25 protein-coding genes, 1 tRNA gene and 2 pseudogenes are annotated in these 20,297 nt (G+C 60.9%); 16 read left to right on the forward strand and 12 right to left on the reverse strand.

Annotation, left to right across the window (positions count from 1 at the left end):
• Window positions 1-7: 7 nt before the first annotated feature.
• From VA602_RS03945 to VA602_RS03960, 4 genes are all read right to left on the reverse strand, one after another.
• Window positions 8-1,369, reverse strand: a complete 1,362-nt coding sequence (locus VA602_RS03945) for a UDP-glucose dehydrogenase family protein (RefSeq protein WP_323452540.1) — start codon at window positions 1,367-1,369, stop codon at window positions 8-10.
• Between the two features lie 95 nt (window positions 1,370-1,464).
• Window positions 1,465-2,379 carry a c-type cytochrome gene (locus VA602_RS03950; protein WP_323452541.1) on the reverse strand — a complete coding sequence of 305 codons (915 nt, stop codon included), beginning with the start codon at window positions 2,377-2,379 and terminating at the stop codon, window positions 1,465-1,467.
• Entirely contained in the window at window positions 2,376-3,026 is a 651-nt protein-coding gene (locus tag VA602_RS03955; protein ID WP_153774855.1) for a c-type cytochrome, read from the reverse strand. Before VA602_RS03955 ends, VA602_RS03950 begins: the two co-directional genes overlap by 4 nt.
• 145 nt (window positions 3,027-3,171) lie before the next feature.
• Window positions 3,172-3,531 carry a hypothetical protein gene (locus VA602_RS03960; RefSeq protein ID WP_197891257.1) on the reverse strand — a complete coding sequence of 120 codons (360 nt, stop codon included), beginning with the start codon at window positions 3,529-3,531 and terminating at the stop codon, window positions 3,172-3,174.
• 163 nt (window positions 3,532-3,694) lie between these two features.
• On the opposite strand from VA602_RS03960, the gene VA602_RS03965 reads away from it, so the two are divergent.
• The 7 genes from VA602_RS03965 to csrA all read left to right on the forward strand — a co-directional run bounded on the left by VA602_RS03965 (window position 3,695) and on the right by csrA (window position 8,408).
• Entirely contained in the window at window positions 3,695-3,997 is a 303-nt protein-coding gene (locus VA602_RS03965) for a DUF1883 domain-containing protein (protein ID WP_153774856.1), read from the forward strand.
• Window positions 3,998-4,005: 8 nt separating this feature from the next.
• Window positions 4,006-4,176, forward strand: a complete 171-nt coding sequence (locus VA602_RS03970; RefSeq protein WP_172964765.1) for a hypothetical protein — start codon at window positions 4,006-4,008, stop codon at window positions 4,174-4,176.
• Between the two features lie 170 nt (window positions 4,177-4,346).
• A complete protein-coding gene (modA, locus tag VA602_RS03975) occupies window positions 4,347-5,105 on the forward strand; it encodes a molybdate ABC transporter substrate-binding protein (RefSeq protein WP_323452542.1) in 759 nt (252 codons plus the stop codon).
• Window positions 5,105-5,785 carry a molybdate ABC transporter permease subunit gene (modB, locus tag VA602_RS03980; protein ID WP_063545336.1) on the forward strand — a complete coding sequence of 227 codons (681 nt, stop codon included), beginning with the start codon at window positions 5,105-5,107 and terminating at the stop codon, window positions 5,783-5,785. Before modA ends, modB begins: the two co-directional genes overlap by 1 nt.
• Before the next feature lies 1 nt (window position 5,786).
• Window positions 5,787-6,878, forward strand: a complete 1,092-nt coding sequence (gene modC / locus VA602_RS03985; protein ID WP_323452543.1) for a molybdenum ABC transporter ATP-binding protein — start codon at window positions 5,787-5,789, stop codon at window positions 6,876-6,878.
• A 54-nt stretch (window positions 6,879-6,932) separates the two neighbouring features.
• Window positions 6,933-7,946, forward strand: a complete 1,014-nt coding sequence (locus VA602_RS03990; protein ID WP_323452544.1) for a DNA topoisomerase IB — start codon at window positions 6,933-6,935, stop codon at window positions 7,944-7,946.
• 264 nt (window positions 7,947-8,210) lie between these two features.
• Window positions 8,211-8,408 carry a carbon storage regulator CsrA gene (csrA, locus tag VA602_RS03995; protein ID WP_054892092.1) on the forward strand — a complete coding sequence of 66 codons (198 nt, stop codon included), beginning with the start codon at window positions 8,211-8,213 and terminating at the stop codon, window positions 8,406-8,408.
• A gap of 71 nt (window positions 8,409-8,479) precedes the next feature.
• Here csrA and VA602_RS04000 read toward each other — a convergent pair whose 3' ends face one another.
• Genes VA602_RS04000 through VA602_RS04010 form a run of 3 tightly spaced genes read right to left on the reverse strand, consistent with a single transcriptional unit; the run spans window position 8,480 to window position 11,468 of the window.
• Complete coding sequence (locus VA602_RS04000; protein ID WP_323452545.1) at window positions 8,480-8,839, reverse strand: response regulator; 360 nt, start codon at window positions 8,837-8,839, stop codon at window positions 8,480-8,482.
• Window positions 8,840-8,851: 12 nt separating this feature from the next.
• Window positions 8,852-10,297, reverse strand: a complete 1,446-nt coding sequence (locus VA602_RS04005; protein ID WP_323452546.1) for an ATPase domain-containing protein — start codon at window positions 10,295-10,297, stop codon at window positions 8,852-8,854.
• Window positions 10,298-10,319: 22 nt separating this feature from the next.
• Window positions 10,320-11,468 carry a two-component system sensor histidine kinase NtrB gene (locus VA602_RS04010; RefSeq protein WP_323452547.1) on the reverse strand — a complete coding sequence of 383 codons (1,149 nt, stop codon included), beginning with the start codon at window positions 11,466-11,468 and terminating at the stop codon, window positions 10,320-10,322.
• Between the two features lie 136 nt (window positions 11,469-11,604).
• Between VA602_RS04010 and VA602_RS04015 the strand changes: the two genes are divergently transcribed.
• From VA602_RS04015 to VA602_RS04025, 3 genes are all read left to right on the forward strand, one after another.
• On the forward strand, window positions 11,605-11,817 hold the full coding sequence (locus VA602_RS04015; RefSeq protein WP_054892096.1) for a hypothetical protein: 213 nt from the start codon (window positions 11,605-11,607) through the stop codon (window positions 11,815-11,817).
• Window positions 11,818-11,923: 106 nt separating this feature from the next.
• Window positions 11,924-12,008: transfer RNA gene (locus tag VA602_RS04020), tRNA-Leu, on the forward strand.
• A 104-nt stretch (window positions 12,009-12,112) separates the two neighbouring features.
• Window positions 12,113-12,526, forward strand: a complete 414-nt coding sequence (locus VA602_RS04025; RefSeq protein ID WP_054892097.1) for a DoxX family protein — start codon at window positions 12,113-12,115, stop codon at window positions 12,524-12,526.
• 1 nt (window position 12,527) lies between these two features.
• Here VA602_RS04025 and VA602_RS04030 read toward each other — a convergent pair whose 3' ends face one another.
• The gene (locus VA602_RS04030; RefSeq protein ID WP_054892098.1) at window positions 12,528-12,722 is read right to left on the reverse strand and encodes a hypothetical protein; all 195 of its coding nucleotides are present in this window, start codon (window positions 12,720-12,722) and stop codon (window positions 12,528-12,530) included.
• A gap of 238 nt (window positions 12,723-12,960) precedes the next feature.
• Between VA602_RS04030 and VA602_RS04035 the strand changes: the two genes are divergently transcribed.
• Window positions 12,961-13,635: a polysaccharide lyase family 7 protein gene (locus VA602_RS04035; protein WP_323452548.1), complete on the forward strand. Its 675-nt coding sequence runs from the start codon at window positions 12,961-12,963 to the stop codon at window positions 13,633-13,635.
• Between the two features lie 126 nt (window positions 13,636-13,761).
• A pseudogene (locus tag VA602_RS04040) lies at window positions 13,762-13,890 on the forward strand (DUF2388 domain-containing protein); the annotation flags it as partial.
• Between the two features lie 7 nt (window positions 13,891-13,897).
• Here VA602_RS04040 and VA602_RS04045 read toward each other — a convergent pair.
• Window positions 13,898-14,767, reverse strand: a complete 870-nt coding sequence (locus VA602_RS04045; protein WP_065862473.1) for an AraC family transcriptional regulator — start codon at window positions 14,765-14,767, stop codon at window positions 13,898-13,900.
• Between the two features lie 231 nt (window positions 14,768-14,998).
• Window positions 14,999-15,292, reverse strand: a complete 294-nt coding sequence (locus VA602_RS04050; RefSeq protein WP_054892102.1) for a hypothetical protein — start codon at window positions 15,290-15,292, stop codon at window positions 14,999-15,001.
• Between the two features lie 325 nt (window positions 15,293-15,617).
• Here VA602_RS04050 and VA602_RS04055 point away from each other — a divergent pair, with 325 nt between their 5' ends.
• Window positions 15,618-16,400 (forward strand): EAL domain-containing protein, encoded by a 783-nt coding sequence (locus VA602_RS04055; protein ID WP_153774863.1) that lies wholly within the window; start codon window positions 15,618-15,620, stop codon window positions 16,398-16,400.
• Between the two features lie 1,117 nt (window positions 16,401-17,517).
• Complete coding sequence (locus tag VA602_RS04060) at window positions 17,518-17,760, forward strand: hypothetical protein (RefSeq protein WP_323452549.1); 243 nt, start codon at window positions 17,518-17,520, stop codon at window positions 17,758-17,760.
• Window positions 17,761-17,971: 211 nt separating this feature from the next.
• Here VA602_RS04060 and VA602_RS04065 read toward each other — a convergent pair whose 3' ends face one another.
• Window positions 17,972-18,229 carry a hypothetical protein gene (locus tag VA602_RS04065; protein WP_323452550.1) on the reverse strand — a complete coding sequence of 86 codons (258 nt, stop codon included), beginning with the start codon at window positions 18,227-18,229 and terminating at the stop codon, window positions 17,972-17,974.
• Entirely contained in the window at window positions 18,198-18,491 is a 294-nt protein-coding gene (locus VA602_RS04070) for a hypothetical protein (RefSeq protein WP_323452551.1), read from the reverse strand. The genes VA602_RS04065 and VA602_RS04070 overlap by 32 nt, the downstream gene beginning before the upstream one ends.
• A gap of 107 nt (window positions 18,492-18,598) precedes the next feature.
• On the opposite strand from VA602_RS04070, the pseudogene VA602_RS04075 reads away from it, so the two are divergent.
• Together VA602_RS04075 and VA602_RS04080 are read left to right on the forward strand one after the other, a co-directional pair.
• Window positions 18,599-18,997 (forward strand): annotated as a pseudogene (locus tag VA602_RS04075) (SOS response-associated peptidase); the annotation flags it as partial.
• A 234-nt stretch (window positions 18,998-19,231) separates the two neighbouring features.
• Window positions 19,232-20,245 (forward strand): MerR family transcriptional regulator, encoded by a 1,014-nt coding sequence (locus tag VA602_RS04080; protein WP_323452552.1) that lies wholly within the window; start codon window positions 19,232-19,234, stop codon window positions 20,243-20,245.
• The last annotated feature ends 52 nt before the right edge of the window (window positions 20,246-20,297 follow it).

The following is a 20,297-nucleotide window of genomic DNA, read 5'->3' on the forward strand; positions in this document are numbered from 1 at the left end:
AGTCTAATCAGGCGGCAGTCACCTTACAATGCCCCGCCTGTGGCCGACCGATGCCATGATAGAGATAACCCAGTGTAGATAGTTCCGATGGATCGTAAATATTACGCCCGTCGAACAGTACCGGCTTACGCATCAGGCCCCTGATCCGACGAAAATCCGGCTGGCGGAACTGCTTCCATTCGGTCACCAGTACCAGTGCATCCGCGCCCTCCACACAGGCATAGGGATCATCCCCCAACTGCAATTGACCACTTGCCAGCGCCTGCGGATAAGCCGCCGCGGCCCCCTCCAGCGCCGCCGGGTCACAGGCCCGCACCCGTGCCCCTGCCGCCAGCATGGCGTCGAGCAGCACCAGGCTGGGTGCCTCGCGCAGGTCGTCGGTGCCAGGCTTGAACGCCAGGCCCCACAACGCCACATTGCACCCGCGCATGCTACCCCCGAAATGCTCCTGCAGTGCCTGGAACAACAAGGTCTTCTGCTGCGCGTTGCGCGCCTGGACCGCGCGCAGGATCGACGGCTGATAGCCATGCTGCTCGGCTGTGTGGATCAGCGCACGCACGTCCTTTGGAAAGCATGAGCCGCCATAGCCGCAGCCTGCGTAGATGAAATCGCTGCCGATGCGCCGGTCGCTGCCGATCCCGCGACGCACCTGTTCGATATCCACGTCCAGCTCGGCGCACAGGCCGGCCAGTTCGTTGACGAAGGAAATCTTGGTGGCAAGGAAGGCATTGGCGGCATACTTGCTGAATTCGGCGGCGCGCGGGCTCATGACCAGCACGCGCTCCCGGTTACGTACAAAGGGCGCATACAGGCGCTGCAAGCATTGAGTGGCGGCGTCACTGTCGGTGCCGATGATGATCCGCTGAGGGCGCATGAAGTCCTCGACGGCGCTGCCCTCCTTGAGAAACTCCGGATTGCTCGCCACCGACACCGTGAAACTGGCCCCGCGTGCGCGCAAGCCGCTGTTGACCTGGCGGGCAACCCGCTCGGCCGTGCCCACCGGCACGGTCGACTTGTTCACCACCAGGCATGGGCGCAGCAAGTGCCGCCCGAGACTGTCGGCCACCGCCAGCACATGCTGCAGGTCCGCCGAGCCGTCTTCATGGCTGGGCGTGCCCACGGCGATGAACGCCACATCGACCCGCGCCAACGCGTGATCCCAGTGCTCGGTGAAACTCAACAGGCCACTGTGCAGCCCCTCCTGCACGAGCGCAGCGAGCCCGGGCTCGTAGATCGGACACTGCCCCTGACGCAACCGGGCCAGGCGCGAACGGTCATGCTCCAGACAGACCACGCGATTGCCCATTTGCGCGAAACAGGCCGCCGTGACCAGCCCCACATACCCCGCCCCGATCACACAGAGTTCCATGGCCGCACTCCTTCAGGAAGATACGACATTGCAACCTGCAGGCGATTGCAGGGCCGTGACAGCGACACGGCGGGAATATGACAGGTGCGCGGTATTCAGCCGCCCGTGCCCTGCCCGATCAATACACCCTCGACCTTTTGCCCATACAGGTTGACGCCATCGTTGGCATGGAACTTCACCCGCGTCTTCTCGATGGAGCCCTCTACCAGGCGCGGATCCTGCGGGCGTTCGTGGCGGTTGATCCAGGCCGCGACATCCCATGCCTGCTGGTCACTCAGGCTGCCTGGCTTGCCCAGCGGCATGTTGTGCTTGATGAAGGACGCGGCGGTGTTGATCCGGTGCATCCCGGCCCCCCAGTTATAGGCATCGCGCCCCCACAACGGTGGCATGACGTATTCACCTGCAACTTTCTGCCCCTCGCCCTTGCCACCGTGGCAGATAGCGCATTGCTCGTTGTACACCTGTTCGCCACGCTTGAAGTCGTAGCCGTCCTTGGGTTGCGGCACCTCAGGATAACCGCGACCGGGCGTCTCCACGCCTGTGCGAGTGCCGGTCGCCAGCCAGTAGGCATAGACGCTGAGCGCGGTCATCTGCGGGCTGTCGGCCGCCGGGGGCTTGCCGTTCATGCTGAACTGGAAACAGCCCTGGATACGTTCGGCGTAAGTGTTGACCTTGTCGTTTTTCTTGCGATAGGCGGGATACATCGGGTAGGCGCCCCACAGCGGCGCGGAGTGGGCCATGCGGCCTTGGTCGAGATGGCAGTTGCTGCAGTTCATGCCATTGCCGACAGCCTCAGGCATCAAGCGGCGAGTATCAACGAACAGCGCATGCCCCTGCCGGACCATCTGGCCGAACGCGTTGTCCGGCAACTCGCTTTCTGCAGGAGGCACGAATACCGGAGTGGCCTGGCTGCCGGGCACCTTGAGCTGCGACTGGTCTTGCATGGCGATCTGCGCCGCCTGGGCGACGCCTGCGCCGAGCCACAATGCTGCGATCAGGACTTTTTTCATGGTGCGACCTCCTGGCGGGCGGCGTGGGCGAAGTAGTCGGCGATTGCCGTCACCTCGGCATCGGTCATGGCCTTGGCCACACCGACCATCAGTTGGTTAGGGTCGTTACGCCTGCTACCGTCGCGCCAGGCATTGAGCTGCGCAACCAGGTAAGCCGCCGGCTGCCCGGCCAGTGGCGGAAAGTGCTCGCCAACCCCCGCACCACCTGGGCCATGGCACTGCACACAACCGGGAATCTGCCGGCTCCAGTCGCCGTACAAGGCTAGGCGTTCGGTCGGATCGCTGGCCATTTGCTGACGGCGCGAACCCGTAACCGGATCGGAAGGCTGCTCGGCCAGCCAAGCGCTGACCGAGCGGATCTCCTCGTCGCTCAGCGCCTTGGCAAGCGGCTCCATGACCGGCTGCTTACGGCTGCCCGAGCGAAAGTCCTCGAGTTGCTTGCTCAGGTATCCGGCAGACAAGCCGGACAGGCGGGGAAAACCAGCGGCGGCGATACCCTTGCCGTCCGGGCCATGGCAACCGAGACAGGCCATGGCGGCGGGATTCTGCCCGCCCTGGGTAAAGATTTTCTGGCCATCGACGGCATGCGCCGCGGGCCAGGCCAGGATCAGCAGACTGCCGATCATGACGCGACTCATCGGGTTCATCAGGGACACTCCATTTCCTTGTTATAAGCTTAGTCTTAAAAGACATAAGGAAATGGATACTAGTCCGGATAACTAAAGCGGAACAATGTCCCTACAACTCATAAGGCATTGAGCGGGCGTCTAACGACGTATTGCTTGCGCTGGATCAAGAACCGGAGATGCACTGGGTCGCTGCGGAGCGCACATCACCCAGACGCAGAGGGAAGTTGTTCAAGCGTTCATGCAGCTTGATGGCACTGCCACTGCCACGCTTGTCGACATCGACAAGCGCTGCCGGGCCGACACCGGCACTGAGTTTCTGCGGCACGATCAGGCGCAGGCCATCGCCACGCGCCTCTTCCACCAGCGGATCACGGGTGTCGCCCAGCTTCTGCTTGACACAATCGGCATACTCACGCGGCGTCTTGCCGGAGATCACATCCAGCGTCTCTCGCGACTGCTCCAGCTCCGAGACGCTGACGCAACCACCCAGTACCAGCGTCGCCGCCGCCATCACCCACTTCATCCGTTGCACCTCTGCCAATCAAAGAAATCGTTCGACAACGTCCGGGCGGTTTTGCTCCCTGCTTTGGCAGATTTCTCCCTGGCCCGGCCGTGCAGCCCGCCAGTGTACCCTGACATCGTGGTATCTTGGGCATTTGCAGAATCCCAACCTCGCGGAGCCCCACATGAAATTCGTCCACCAGCGCGAGCACCTCAACGAGGACGACATCGTCGTTATCGAGTGCTCCCAGCGCTGCAACATCCGCCTGATGAACGACGCCAACTTCCGCAGCTTCAAGAACGGCGGTCGCCACACTTACCACGGCGGCCTGTTCGACCGCTTCCCGGCGAAAATCACCGTCCCCAGCACCGGTTTCTGGAACATCACGCTCGATACCGTGACCGCCCGCCCGATCTCGGTGACGCGCAAGCCGACCTTCACCCACAAGATCAAGATCATCCGTCGCTCGTCGTCGAAACTCGGATAAGCCCTGCCATGACCCAGAACCTCAAATACGTGATCAAGTACAAGCTCGACGGCCAGCGCCGCTGGGACTTTGCCGTGATGCCCGATGCCTCTCAGGAACAAGCCCTGGAAGCGTTGCGCAAGATCCACGGCGAAGACGCCGAGAAAATCAGCGACATTCAGGTCAGCAAGGCGTTGTAATCCAACAGCCACAGCGCTCAGGGCGTGCCCGCCGCCGCCCTGGGTGCCTGCACCGCCGATACAGGCCTGGCGTCCCGATAGCACCCTGCCATGATTTCACCTCTTCCCGGCGAACGGCTTATCGCTATATATTTCGCAATATAACGATAACCCTCCGAGGAGCCCGTTTCATGCGTATTCGCCTGTCCCACCTGGCCGCCAGCGCCCTGGCCAGCCTGATTTGCCTCAATAGCGCCTGGGCCGATGAAGTTCAGGTGGCCGTGGCGGCCAACTTTACCGCGCCGATCCAGGCGATCGCCAAGGACTTCGAGAAAGACACCGGACACAAGCTGGTCGCAGCCTTTGGCGCCACAGGACAGTTTTACGCGCAGATCAAGAACGGCGCGCCGTTCGAAGTGTTCCTCGCCGCCGACGACAGCACCCCTGCCAAGCTTGAGCAGGAAAAGGAAATCGTCGAAGGCTCGCGCTTCACCTACGCCATCGGCACCCTCGCCCTGTGGTCCGCCAAGCCCGGTTATGTCGACGACAAGGGTGAGGTGTTGAAGAAGAACGACTTCAAGCACCTGTCCATCGCCAACCCCAAGACCGCGCCCTACGGCCTGGCCGCGACCCAGGTGCTGGACAAACTCAAGCTGACCGAAGCCACCAAGGGCAAGATCGTGGAAGGGCAGAACATCACTCAGGCCTTCCAGTTCGTCTCCACCGGCAACGCCGAACTGGGCTTCGTCGCCCTGTCGCAGATCTACAAGGATGGCAAGGTCGAAAACGGTTCGGCGTGGATCGTCCCGTCCAGCCTGCACGACCCGATTCGCCAGGACGCGGTGATTCTCAACAAAGGCAAGGATAATCCGGCGGCCAAGGCCTTGGTCGAGTACCTCAAGGGTCCGAAAGCCACTGCGGTGATCAAGTCCTACGGCTATGAAATCTGATGCCACTCGACGCCAGTGACCTGGGGGCGATCTGGCTGACCGTCAAACTGGCCAGCCTGACCACACTGATCCTGCTGGTGGTGGGCACGCCCATCGCCTGGTGGCTGGCACGCACCCGCTCATGGCTGCGCGGGCCCGTCGGGGCAGTCGTGGCACTGCCCCTGGTGCTGCCACCGACAGTGATCGGTTTCTACCTGCTGATCGCGCTCGGCCCCCACGGCTGGCTTGGTCAGGCTACACAGGCGCTGGGGCTAGGCACCGTGGTGTTCAGCTTTACCGGGCTGGTGATCGGCTCGGTGGTGTACTCCATGCCGTTCGTGGTCCAGCCCCTGCAGAACGCCTTCAGCGCCATCGGCCAGCGCCCGCTGGAAGTGGCCGCAACGCTGCGGGCAAGTCCGTGGGACACCTTCATCCACGTGGTGCTGCCGCTGGCCAGGCCGGGCTTCATCACTGCCAGCATCCTCGGCTTTGCCCATACCGTCGGCGAGTTCGGTGTGGTACTGATGATCGGTGGCAACATCCCCGACAAGACCCGCGTGGTTTCGGTGCAGATCTTCGATCACGTCGAAGCCATGGCCTATTCGCAAGCGCACTGGCTGGCCGGTGCGATGCTGGTGTTCTCCTTCCTGGTGCTGCTGATGCTCTATGCCGGCCGCCGTGGCAAGGCTGGCTGGAGCTGAGATGAGTTCACGCATGCACGCACGCCTGAAACTGGCGCGCGACGACTTCACCCTGGATGTCGACCTCGACCTGCCGGGCCGCGGGATCAGCGCCCTGTTCGGCCATTCGGGCTCAGGCAAGACTTCCTGCCTGCGCTGCCTGGCCGGCCTGGAACGCGCCAGCGAAGCCTACATCGAGATCAATGGCGAGGTGTGGGAAGACAGTCGCCACGGCACTTTCCTCGCCCCGCATCGACGCCCGGTGGGCTATGTGTTCCAGGAGGCCAGCCTGTTTGCGCACCTCTCGGTGCGCGGCAATCTGGAATTCGGCTGGCGGCGGGTCTCAGCCGGCGAACGCAAGGTCGGACTGGACCAGGCCTGCCAGTTGCTGGGGATCGGACACTTGCTCGAACGCAAGCCCATCACCCTCTCCGGCGGCGAAGCGCAGCGTGTCGGTATCGCCCGCGCCCTGCTCAGCAGCCCCCGACTGCTGTTGATGGATGAGCCCCTGGCCGCCCTGGACGGCCCGCGCAAGCGCGAGATCCTGCCCTACCTCGAACGCCTGCACGACGAGCTCGACATCCCTGTGGTGTACGTCAGCCACTCCCAGGACGAGGTCGCACGCCTGGCCGATCATCTGGTACTGCTGGAGCAGGGCAAGGTCCTGGCCAGCGGCCCGATCGGCCAGACGCTCGCGCGCCTCGACCTCTCGCTGGCGCAGAGCGAGGAAGCGGGTGTGGTGCTCGAAGGTGTGGTGATCGGCCACCAACCCGACTATGGACTGTTCGACCTGCGCTTGCCGGGCAGCGACGGTGCGCTGCTGCGCATCGCCCATCCCGACCTGCATGTCGGCAGCACCCTGCGCCTCAAGGTACACGCCCGCGATGTCAGCCTGACCCTCGCCCACGACGGCGCCTCGAGCATCCTCAACCGTTTGCCGGTGACCGTGCGTGAATGTCGCCCGGCCGAAAACCCGGCGCACGTGCTGGTCAGCCTCGACGCTGCCGGCAGCGCCTTGCTCGCGCGCATCACCCGGTACTCGGCAGACCAGCTCGGGCTGCAGCCGGGCCAGATGCTGTGGGCGCAGATCAAGTCGGTGGCGCTGTTGGCCTGAGCAACTCAGGCACTGTCGTTGTCCACAGATGACAACTGGTCGATGGACTGCGCCATGCCCGAGATCACCCTGCCCCGCACCCTGCACTATGTCGACGACACCCAGCCCGGCCTGAGCCGACGCCTTTGGCGTGGGCGCTTCATCTACCTCAGCCCTGATGGCGAGCGCGTGCGCGACACGGAGACGCTGGCGCGTATCGCGGCGCTGGTCATCCCGCCCGCCTATACCGATGTGTGGATCTGCCTCGACCCACAAGGCCACCTACAAGCCACCGGTCGCGATGCCCGTGGGCGCAAGCAGTACCGCTACCACAGCGAGTGGCGCACGTTACGCGACGAGCACAAGTACGGGCGCATGCTGGCCTTCGCGCAAGCGTTGCCAGGGCTGCGCCAGCACCTGGACCAGCACCTGGCACGCCCCGGGATGGACCGGGAAAAGGTCATGGCACTGGTGGTCAGCCTGCTCGACAACACGCTGATCCGCATCGGCAACCGTCAATACCTGCGCGACAACCAGTCCTACGGACTGACCACCCTGCGCAACCGACATGTCGAGGTCAGGGGCAGCACCATTCGCTTCCAGTTTCGCGGCAAGCGCGGCGTCGAGCACAGCATCACCGTGCGCGACCGGCGCCTGGCGCAATTGCTCAAGCGCTGCATGGAGCTGCCTGGCCAGGAACTCTTCCAGTACCTGGACGAGGACGGCCAGCGCCATCGCATCGGCTCCAGTGACATCAACCTGTTCCTCCAACAACTGACCGGTGCCGACTTCACCGCCAAGGACTACCGCACCTGGGGCGGCAGCGCCCTGGCCCTGAGCCTGCTGCGTCCGCTGGCCTGGCAGCCTGAGGCCGAGGCCAGGCGCCAGGTCGCGGCCATCGTCCGCGAGGTTGCAACGCGCCTGGGCAACACGCCGGCGGTGTGCCGACGCTGCTACATCCATCCAGCGCTGCTCGAGCACTTCCACCTGGGCCGCCTTGCCGAACTTCCGCGAGTGCGGGCACGCAAAGGCCTGGAGCAGGAAGAGGTGGCCCTGTTGCGTTTTCTGCAGGCACTCGAAGCGCTGTGAAGTTTCATTGACCAGAGCTATTTACAACATAAAGCAGAGAAATTTCCCATATTCGCTCCGGCCCCCTATCCTTGCCACCGAGCACCTTCGCCGATTGATCTGACCCGGTTGATGTCGGCACCTGCAACTGAAGACCGCCAACAGATTTTGTTCGCTCAGGAATTAATATCTTCCGAAAGCGTCTTTAATGAGAAGGAAGAGGGACAGGCTCCCACCGCTGCGGCACATAGCCCCACGGATTTCTACATCACCAAGGAGAACTACATGCTGATACTCACCCGCAAGGTTGGCGAAAGCATCGTCATCAACGATGACATCAAAGTCACCATTCTGGGCGTCAAGGGGATGCAAGTGAGGATCGGCATCGATGCGCCCAAGGATGTCCAGGTCCATCGTGAAGAGATTTTCAAGCGCATCCAGGCCGGCAACCCCGCTCCGGAGAAAGCCGACGACCAATACTGACCACCCTTCGCCTCAAGCCGCACGGACGCGCTTGATCGCACGGCACGTCCCCGCGGGATCCCGCCTGCGGCTCAGGGACTCAACAGTTCGCGGACCTTGGCGATCATGCGGTCCATGTCGAACGGTTTGTCGAACACCGCGCTGAACAGTTCCGGCAGCCTGTGCCCCTCGTAGGCCTGCGCGCCGCTCATGAGAATGACCGGCAGATCGGGCAGCTGCAGCTCATTGCGAATCGCCCTGACCAGCTCCTCGCCATTGAGCGCCGGCATCATGTAGTCGGTGATCACCAGGTCCACCCGCTTCTCCCTCAGGGCCTCGAGCGCCTTGCGCCCATTGCTGGCCTTTTCTACCAGAAAACCCTCATCCTCCAGGGCGAATCCGAGGATGTCGGCGATCAAGTATTCGTCATCGACGATCAAGATGCTGTTCATTGCCAGGTACCGTCAGCGGTCCCCCTGGGGTACGGCCGTGCCCGACAGCACACCGCTGGCCGCCGCGAATGCGTTGCGCAGGGTAATGCCATCGGCGCCGATAGCCAGCTCGTGGAGTGCCGGATCATAGTGGCTGTCACGGACCTTGAGAATCGACAACACACGCCGCAGCTGCGACTCCAGTTCGACGAAACGCATCAGGAACAGGTTGTCGACGATGCTCGACAGGTCCGGTGCCGGTGACGTGATTTCCGAGCCGAACAGGTCGCGCATCTCCCAGGTCAGCATCACACTGACACCCCGTGCGCGCAGCTCGCCGGTCAGGGCTCGGAAGAAACCGTTGAGCCGCGCCTGATCGAAAGCGAGTCGAGCGAAGGCGCCCAGGCTGTCAATCACCACACGCCTCGCCCCCAACGCCTGCACCTGCGCGAGCAAGCGTGCGCCAACCTGATCGAGCAAGCCCTCGGTGGTCGGTTGCCAGCTGAGCTGCAAGGCCCCCTGGCGTTCCATTTCGGCAAAGTCGTAGCCCAGCGAGGCAGCCTTCAACCTCAGGCGAGCAGGCGGCTCGTAGAAACCAAAATGCAGCGCCGGCGCCTCAGGCGTGGCCGCTGCAAGAAAGCCTAGCCCAAGGGATGACTTGCCCGCTCCCGACGGCCCCATGAGCAGGCTCACCGACCCTTCGGCCAGACCACCATCGAGCATCCCGTCCAACGCTTTCACACCCGTGGTGATACGCACCAAGGTGTCAGAACCCAGGTTGCTCGGGTGGCTGTACAACGCCTCCAGGCGCGGATAGACCTGCAGCCCTGCCTCGTTGATCAGGCATTCATGAACCCCCGACAGTGCGCCGCTGCCTCGGGTTTTGCGCAACTGTATATGACGCACTGCGCGGCTGCCCTCGAGCTGTTCACCCAACTCGATGACGCCATCGACCATGGTGTGCTCCGGGCTGCCCTCATCGAGGCGAGCGCTGGTCAACAGCAACACCGTGCAGCCGGCAAATGCCGCGTGCCCTTGCAGTTCAGCGACGAATTTCTTGGTATCGAGACTGGTTTCGGCCCGCGCCCGAGCATTGAGCAGGCCATCGACGATCAATAAGCTGGCCTGCTGCCTGGCGATCTCCTGGCGCAACAGACGCACCACCGCTTCCAGCCCTTCGTCCTGCAACGTATCGAAGGCACTGACGAACTGAATCTGGTCGCCCACCAGCGTCTGATCGAAGAACTCCAGGGTCGAGAGGTACTTGAACAGGCGCTCATGGGACTCGCTGAGCAGTGTCGCCACCAGTACCCGCCCGCCGTCACGCACATGGCCGCAGGCCAACTGGTTGGCGAGGATGGTCTTGCCCGCCCCGGGCGGCCCCTGGACGATGTACGAGGATCCGGCTACCAGGCCGCCCTTGAGCAGCGCATCCAGGCCCTCGATACCGGTCGCCAGTCGCTTGAGTGTTTCTACCATGACGTACTGTCCACCTCGTGTCTCAGGGTTCGGGCACTTTCGATGAAACCGGCAGGTAAAGGCTCATGCGCGTGCCCTCACCGACCGAACTTGCTACGCAGATCGCACCATTGCTCTGCTTGGCAAAACCATAGACCTGACTCAACCCCAGCCCGGTTCCCTTACCAAAAGCCTTGGTGGTGAAAAAAGGTTCGAAGATTCGCGGCAGCACCTGCGCATCGATCCCGTGGCCGCTGTCCTGCACATCGAAACGCAGGAAGCGCCCGTGCAGCGCCTCTACCTCACCCGCCAGTTCAACGACTGTCACGTCCAGGCCGATCGTCCCCTCGCCACTGATGGCATCACGGGCATTGAACAGCAGGTTGAGCAAGACCATCTGCAACTGCCCGGCATCCACCTCGATCGTCGGCACCTCTGGCGCCACCTGCGCGATGAGGTCGATGCCGTCAGGCAAGGCGTGCTCCACCAGGCTACGAGTGGACGCAACCAACTCGTCAGGGGAGATGGTGCTGATGTTCAGTTGCCGGTGGCGAGCGAAGCTGAGCAACTGGCCTGTCAATTGCGCGCCACGCTGCCCGGCGTCGAGGATGTGTTCGAGCAGGCGCTCTATCCGCTGCGGGTCGCCACTGGCGCGCGCCAGTCGCGCCGAGCTGAGGATGATGGTCAGCAGGTTGTTGAAGTCATGGGCCAGGCCACCGGTCAGTTGCCCCAGGGCCTCGAGCTTCTGCGCCTGGAACAGTTGCGCCCGCATCGCGTCGAGCTGCAACGCCGACTCCCGCCGATCCGTGATATCGCGCGTCACCTTGGCCAGGCCGATGATCTCGCCATGCTCATCGCGCACCACATCCAGCGCCGCCAGGGCCCAGAACTGCGTACCGTCCTTGCGCACTCGCCAACCTTCGTCCTGCGCCACGCCCTGTTCCAGCGCCTGGCGCAGCAGGCGTGCCGGGCGACCTTCGGCGCAATCCTGTGGCGTGAAGAACAACGAGAAATGCCGACCGATCACCTCGTCGGCACGGTAGCCCTTGATCCGCTCTGCCCCTGGATTCCAGGACACGACGTGACCGGTCGGATCGAGCATGTAGATGGCGTAATCCACCACCGCCTGCACCAGCTGTTCGTAGCGATTGGCGGTCATGAGCGGCGGGGCAGGACGATCGGTCGAAACCATGCGGGCTCCACGAGCACGACAAGAGGAACTGTAGAAGAGCTTAGTGCACGGCATCAGTGTCCGATATATGGCGCAATGACAGCAAGCCGGGGATTACCCTATAGTACCCCAGCCCTCCACCTGTCATGGAACCTATATGGCCATCAATTTCCGTCTGCTGGGCCTGCAGGACGACCTGCGCCACACCGCCCGGCAGATCGACCACCTGTGCCAGGCACTCGATGGCCACACCCGTTTTCTGCGCCACTCGGTGCATCAGGACGATGCCACCGCCATGGGGGAACAGGTGCAAGACCTTCGCCACAGCGCTGACGACATGCGCGAAATCGCCCAGCTGATTCGCCCCTGAACGGGCAGCGCGGTTGACTCACCTATAACGATGGGTTATAAAGCGCGCTTGATTGTATGGCCCTTCAGCATTGAAGCGTGCCGGTCCCGGTGACCCGGTCAAGTGTGCGAGTGTGGTGGAATTGGTATACACAGCAGACTTAAAATCTGTCGGCGCAAGCCTTGTGGGTTCGAGTCCCACCACTCGCACCATATTCCTCGTCAAAGGCGCCTGAACAGGCGCCTTTTTCGTTCGTGCAGCAAAGGCTTGCGCACCTGCTAGAGTGGATTCTGACACTGTCCACCGGAGCATAGACATGCGCTACACCCTCTTCGACGGTCAACGCGATGCCATCATCCTTCTGGCGCGCATCCTCTTGATGATCCTCTTCGTCCTCTCTGGCTGGAGCAAACTCACCGGCTTCGAAGGCACCGTGGGCTATCTCGGATCCCTGGGCGCCCCAGCCCCGACGGTCGCGGCGGCGGTCGCAGTGATCATGGAGTTCTTCGTAGCCATCCTCCTGATACTCGGTTTCTACACCCGACCACTGGCTTTGCTGTTCGCCCTGTTCGTGCTCGGCACGGCGCTGATCGGCCACCCGTTCTGGAACATGGTCGAGCCTGCGCGCGCAGCCAACATGACCCAGTTCTTCAAGAACATGAGCATCATCGGCGGGCTGCTGCTATTGGCTGTGACAGGCGCCGGACGCTTCTCGCTGGACCGGCGCTGACTCAGTCGTCGGGGTGGTCATGCCAGGCGGGATGGTCTTGCTCGTCATCATCGAGATCATCCTGTAGCGCCTCGTCTTCCTCGATCTCATCCTCGGCGCCCTGGGCATCGGCCTCAGGGTCGAAGTCCTCGTAGAGAAATTCGTGATCGAGCAAGTGATCGTGCTCAGGTTCGGGGAGATCGTCTTCTTCGTGCATCGCGCAGCTCCGTGTAGGGGGGCCTGTATAGGCTTATCGGAAGTCGCGGTCAATCATTGAACCGGGTTAACGCTCGCTTAACTGCGCAAGCCGTAATCTTGCGCTGCTCCCTTCAGAACGTCTTGCCCGCCGCCATGGCGGGCTTTTTTTTGCCTGCTCATGGATTCGCTGAAACTTGCGCCGCTCGCCCAGGTTCGCACTAGGTGTAGGACCTGACTTTTTTGCAAGGAGAACAGCAATGGCCGTGAACATGGAAAACCTCATCATCACCACGCCCGTACCCAAGTCACCCAGCAATCCGGTGGCGCTGGAACTGACCGGGGCCCAGGCCCTGGCCACCCTCACCCAGGTAATCGCCCGCCTCAGCGACGGCTCGATCCGCATGAGCGCTCCGACCCGCGGCGCTTCGAGCAAGAGCACCCACCGCACCCGCTGCGAGTGGAAGGAAGCGCGCTATTGGACCCTGACCAGCGCTACCCGCCACAGCAATCATCAGCGCATGACCCTGGAAAAGGTCAATTCGGCGCAAAAAGTGGTGATTTCGCAGATGCACGTCAAGGACGACGACAGCCCTGTGATCAAGGTGTTCTGGAACAAGGGCAAGATCACCCTGGGGTTTCGCCAGGACTTCAACCAACTCACGCCGCTGAGTAGCAACGTACTGACCGACGTGCCGCTGAACACCCCGTTCGAGATCAGCATCGACGTCACCAGCGCCGGTGCGGCAACAGTCAGCGCCACCTGCAACGGCCGTACGGGCAGCACTGGCGTCCTGCAGATGACCCAGAGCTGGAACATCCGCGCCTTCAATTTCCATGGCGGCGTGTATAACCAGGTGGACTACAGCGACTCCACCGCCGCCGAAGACGGCTCGGTGTGCGTGATCAGCCGACTGGAACTCAGCCACATCTAGAAACAGTCTGTCGACATGCCTTTCACGAAATGCTGACATTCACAGGGGCATAGTGACCAGGCTTCGATACGTTCTTGAACCCGCCCCAATGGCGGGTTTTTCTTTTTCTGCGTCGACGCACTCGCCTTCATCGGCTCCGACGGCGCCATTCGCGGAGCTCGCTTCGAACAGGCACGCCGTGAATACCGCGCCAGCGCCACACCACCCTTCATGAGCGACCGACAACTGGCGCTGGCGATCACCGCCACCTATTGATCAGCGCTCAACGCAGGGGGATGTAGATATCCGTCTGCCATTGCTCGAGCGGCGTCTGCGGATACACGCTCAAGTATTCGAAGTACAGCGGATGGTCGCGCAGTTCCTCACCACTGCCCGGCAACCAGTCGCGATAGACCGGATAGATAGTCTCGCCAATGGCATGCGGCGAGCCGACATGACGCACCACCGCACAACGCCCGGCAGGGATGATGAGCTCTCGCACCGCTTCGTCATCAGGCACCAACGGCTGATTGATCTCGCCACAGATGGCAAAGCGAAAATCCTGCGCTGGTGTGGTGTCGGGGTTGCCGTAAGGGATGCCGAACGTGCGACTGCTCTCCACCGGCGACTGGCCCGTGCGCTTGCGCCAATCGATGAAGCGCCCGACGGTCTGGTCCAACAATGCCGGTGCACCATGGTGCTCCAGCGCTACAACCTTGACCTCGACAAAGTCCACGATCCTGACTTGCATGACGATACTCCTGGAAAAATGAGGAATGGCAAATACCGCATTCCACAGCTGCCAGCTCGGCGCCTGGCGAAAGGTGCTCGGCGACATGCCAAAGGCCCGGCGAAACGCACGACTGAACGCCTCGGGGCTTTCGAAGCCGGCGTCCAACGCAGCGTCCAGTACCGAGTGGCTGTCATCCCCCGCCAGTCGTTGACCAGCCCGACGCAGTCGCATCAGCTGCACGTATCGCGCGACGGGCACGCCGACATACGCAGTGAACTGCCGATGGAAGTGAAAGGTCGAGAAGTTCGCGATCTCGCTCAGGGTGTTCACCGACAGGTCACCTTCGAGATTGGCCTGGATATGGGTGAGCACCGCTTCGAAGCGCTTGGCGTAGATCGCGTTGGGAGGTGTGCAGGACATCGGTGGCAAGGCCCAGTGGTTGCGGTGAGGCAAGGATCGTCGATGCTCGGAAAGCGTACCTAGCCGGGTTTGCTCAATGCATCCGGCGATGAGCATCCAACCACGCCGGGCATGGCTAGCAATGCGAGCAGTATTTCATGTATCCCCCTTTGAGAGAGCACTGTGGGGGCGTCGTGTCGCCAGATGCAAAAAGCCCAGCGCGGAGCTGGGCTTCGTGGTTAACCTCAAGGGTCATGCCCTGGCTGCAATCTTCCTGGGCGCCCCTTCCATCGCAATCCTCCTGGCGCGTCCCACACCCCATGCAAGAGCGCGGGTCATCGACTCTCCAGGACGTTCATCGTAGGCCTCTTCAAGAAGCCTGGCGCCTGAAGACGAGTAAACGCCGATGAAAAGCTGCGTGCCCCCTATTCGAGACAGCCTCGCCTGAACATCGATCACGGTTCCGTCATCCAGCGCTTCTACGTGATCGCGGTGATGCAGGGTCGGGTCGGCCCAGCCCCAAAACACCTCTCCTCTGATAATCATGCCGGCCTCCTTCGACATACGCGTTAATGTAAGTGACGTACCCACATTAGCGTTGCCTCCGGCGACATTCATAAAATTGGCGTCAAAATCCGTCGCAGTCTGACAGGCGGCCCTGAATCTTGTACGCCACCGAAGACCATGTACAAGAAACAGGTTTCTAGCCCACAAATAACCTCCCGAAGGTCCGACGCCGTTAGAACACAGTTCGCCCTAACGCCAGCTCACGGCAGACTGCCCCTGAGCCAAGGCGAGTGGGTACAAATTGGAACTTGTTGTGAATTCAAGCGTTCTCAACAGTCGTACTCACGCACCTCGGCGATAACCCATGAGCAAGCCCGTCTTCCCCCAGCCCTTTCTAGCGATTGGCTGCTCCCAATGTCGCGACCTTGCGAGCCTGGGTTTCGACATTACGATGGCCTTCCAGCCCATCATTCACGTTCCTTCAGGTAGGCCGTATGGCTATGAGGCATTGGTTCGCGGTCCAAGCGGTGAAAGCGCTGCGCAAATCCTGGCCAAGGTGTCGCCCGATAATCTGTACCGTTTCGATCAGGCCTGTCGAGTGAAGGCCATCGAGCAAGCGGCAGCACTAGGACTGGGACGGCATGCGGACTGTAAATTGAGCATCAACTTTCTGCCCAACGCCGTCTACCGTGCCAGTACCTGTATCCGAGCTACCCTGGAAGCCACCCGGACATTCGACTTCCCTGCCAATCAGCTCATGTTCGAAGTGACCGAGGGTGAGCGGATCGACGATACCGAGCACTTGAAAGCAATCTTCAAGGAATACGGCCGACAGGGCTTCACCACTGCGATAGATGACTTCGGCTCGGGTTACTCAGGCTTGAACCTCCTCGCAGAATTTCAGCCAGACGTACTGAAGCTGGATATGGCACTCACGCGGAGAATCAGCCAGGATCCGGTTCGGCAAGCCATCGTCGCGGGTATCGTTCTGGTGGCCGAAAGGCTGGGCATTACGCTGATCGCCGAGGGGATTGAGACAGATGCAGAGTGCCAGGCATTGGCAGCATTGGGGATTGATTTGATGCAAGGATTTCTGTTCGCTCGACCCCAGGTAAATGCATTGCCATTGGTCGAACGACTTTCTTAGTTTGGCGTGCTTGTAGCAGAAGGCATTCAGCGCAGCCCAACCCCGAGCCTTCGAGGCTCGAGGGTTGGTAATGCCATCTAGCGGACCTGAAAGCTGTGCGTGCCAATCATGCTCAGCCGTTCTGACTCTGCACGTACTGTTCGACCATTACCTTTCCTTCGATAACTGCTTCAAACGGGGAGGAGAATGGCCGATTCACACGCATCGTGCGCGCCGTAGCGCCTGGTCTCCCTACTTCAACCAGCATCCCGGTGGGAAAATCAAGGCTAGCCTCCCACAGCACGTAGATAGATGCCTGGTACCCAAGGTAGGTGTGCTCGTACAGGTTATGGCTTATGGACTGAAGGCTCATCATTCTCTCCAATTGTGCGCCTCAAATGCGCCTCCGATGAAGATACGACTGATGTCATTTCAAGAGCGTTCCGTTTTCCAGCATCCTTATCTGAAAGTACGTGAAGGCCTGCGTCCAGAGGGTTTAACTTCAAGGCCGATAGGCGCAGGCGGAAAGCGCTCAGTGATCCAGTCCAGGGCGCGCTGCCGCCCCCATGCCATGGCAGCAGTCATGGTCTGACGCAATCTCCTCCCCCACAAACTTTTTCAACTGCCGCGATATGGCCTTCTGTTGCGGGTCCGGTGTAGCGCATGCCCCATGCCTTTTGTTTCGGAACTCTTGGCTTTTTGGACCCATAAAGAAAAACCCCGCAGAGGTTAATCTGCGGGGCTTTCGAATGGTGGAGGCCGAGGTCGGAATCGAACCGGCGTAGACGGATTTGCAATCCGCGATGCATTTCCTTTTATTTCAATACCTTACGAGATTTCAATTTCCGCACCGGCCTGATTCTAGATGGCCTGCGGCCCTTTAAAATCAAGGGGTCTGTATCGAGTTGCGGAACTGATTTTGATCCCTCGTCAGCGGTTTTCAAGACCGTTATATAACCCCATGTGTGGCGCGCATCGGAAGGCGAAATCAATTCCAAAACAAGGGTTAAATAGCACAGCTACAAGCCGCATACCGCAAGGGTCGCCGTTTTAGTTTTGGAATCGATTTTGAGGGTCCGTGCAGGCCGAATGCCACTGTGGTACGGTTCATTCTCCCACACATCAAGGAGCGATCGAGATGCAGAGCCGAGTCAAGTTGAACGCAGGAGAATCGTTGAAATTCATCAGTTCCCACTCGAAGGGCTTCATAGCCGAAGAGGACATCACTGAGTATTCAGTGGTTGATTCCCAGGGACAAATCGTCGGCGCCGTAGTCCATCGAGACCACACCGCAGTCAATGGTTTCCGCAGGTCGCAGTCTGTCCGCCAGACCGATATTAACGGAAAGGTGATTGTCGACGAGAGCTGGACCGGAGACTGACTCAGTCTCATTCCGCTGAGCAGATACAGTAGTGCAGCAGTAGCGGTAAAAACAGACCTAAGGCCGCGCCTCATGCGGCCTATGCGTCGATGCTGTCTAATATGCATTGGCGACTTTGGGCGAGCTTCGACCAGTAAAACCGAGAAGCTTCGGCGGAGTTTTAGACAACCGCCCCCTCCCCCGCATCCAGCCGAAACGCCAGCCGTCCTGGCTAGTGCGACTCTCTCCCCGCATCAAACTCATGCTCGAGCAGTGCCCACAGCCGGGCCGACTCGACAAACTCCAGCATGTCGGAAAGACCGCGCGCATCCACATCCGCCCGGCGCCGGGCGGCAAATACCATCTCGCAAAGAACCCTGGCCCGCCCGTCTGGATCGGTGATCATCGCGACCTGGTCATTGAGCTCGTCCATCCAGGGCTGCGGGATGCCCGCCGCGCTACTGCGCACGACACCACCACGATTGCGCATAGGGCACACAATCCACCTCCTCGATACCCGTGACGTTCATTCCGCCTTGGGCCATCCCGGTCACGCGCGCGTCGTGCAGGCGCGGGATAACGTCAGGCCCTGGGGTTGGGTTGAATACCCAGGCACCCAGGCACTGCCGACCGAGTACCGAACTGTGTCCGTACTCGATGTGAACGTCAGCGCGAATCGGCTGGATCTTCGTCAGTTGTCCATTGGGGATCGCAACGCCGCGCACTCGACGGCGAACAAGGAGGAAGTACATACGGCACCAATACTGTATATCGATACAGTATTTGAGCATTGCACGCGCAGCCCGCGCCAGTACCGCCTGGCGGGCTATGCCTTGTGCTCGAGCAGGAGGGACGGGAAATGTGTGGACGGCTGACCCAGTACCGGGGCATTCACGACTTCGTTGAAGTGCTGAGCATGCCGGAGGTGTGGAGGAACAACGTCGGTGACCAGGCGCTGCAGCGGTACAATGTTGCGCCTACTACGCCCGTTGCTGTGCTGCGCTTTGATGAGGGAGGGCCGCGGGCGGACCTGGTGAGGTGGGGGTGGCGGCCGCACTGGGCAAACGATCGCGCCGCGCCGATCAATGCCCGCGTCGAGAAGGTCGCTCACGGCCCGTTCTTCCGGGCCATCTGGCCGCATCGGGCTATTACGCCTATCGACGGCTGGTACGAGTGGGTTGATGAGGGTGGGCCGAAGAAACAGCCCTATTACATCCGGCGGCGGGACGGCCAGCCGGCGCTGCAGGCGTCGATTGGCATCAAGCGCCTGACGAAGTAACTCCTCACCTGCAGCAACCATTCCTTCGAGCGTACGTTTCACCGATACATCCCAGTTGTCGAACATACAATTGTAGATGGCATAAGCGTGACGTTATCCTCCTGCCGTACCCCTGCCCCCCAAAATCAGCCCAAAAGAAGGCAGGGCTATGGGCTGCACGCTGCTCCATGGCCCGTATAATGCGCCGCTCATATATTCGGGAAATGAGTGAAAATGGGAATACCACCACTCTATCAGGTAGGGGCCCTAGCGCGCCGTTGCAAGGTAACCATTAGAACCCTCCATCACTATGATGAAATAGGCCTCATCAAGCCAGCTGCACGCACGCAGGCGGGGTATCGTCTCTACGCCGAGTCCGCGGTTGAGCAAATAAACGCAATCCAAACACTCCAAGAGACAGGACTGTCGCTGGAGAGCATTAAGCGCCTCCTGACCACTCCTAGCCAGCAGAGCATAGAAGCCATTTCAATCCAGCTCTCTCGGATCGATGAAGATATGGCGCTGATGAAACAGCGCAAAGCGAAGCTGTCTGTCCTTGCCGCTGGGCTGACCGCCGGCATAGTCAATGATCGCTTCCCCTGGCCCAACGCCGTAACACTACTTGAACACTATCGCAAAGCGTTCACGGAAGCTGAGCTACTGAAAATTCTTGGGCGCTGGGCTCTTGCTCGAAATCTGTTCGAACGCCTGATAGAAGAACTCCAGGCGGTAATGGCAGAGGGTTTGGACTACCACAAGCCGAAGGTCCAGCGTTTGGCCGCACGCTGGATGGATGCAGCAATGCTATGGATGGATGGAGACATTGAGGTAGCAAGAAGATGGAGCAATCTGCATGAAAAAGACCATGGTCAGCGTGACCACGTCGGACTGGACACGAGCCTGCTTGCCTACATCACTCCGGCCATAGAGTTGCGCATGGATGCATTGCGACGTCATCTGACCGAGGAAGACATCCTTAGCCTGGATAAAAGACTTGCCAGGGAGTGGAGTGAATTCGGCCGCCGCGCCGACCAATTGCTCAAGGCCGGCGACTCAGTGAGTCCGCTGGAAATCGACAGCCTGATAACGCAATACCATTCGCTTGTAGACAAGATGACCAGAGGCAATTGCGCGCTCGCCAGAAAGCTCCAGATGGCCTACCGCTGTGAGCCTATCTTGCAGATCGGGCATCCGGTTCCTGCACGCGTTCGAGAATGGCTTGGAAAGCACCTTCAGAAACAGGCTTGACCCTCACGCTAAGGGGAGGCTTTACAGTGCCGGCGAAACCATTCACCGGAGC

It is taken from the genome of Pseudomonas machongensis, assembly GCF_034961125.1.
In the GTDB taxonomy this organism is placed as follows: Bacteria; Pseudomonadota; Gammaproteobacteria; order Pseudomonadales; family Pseudomonadaceae; genus Aquipseudomonas; species Aquipseudomonas machongensis.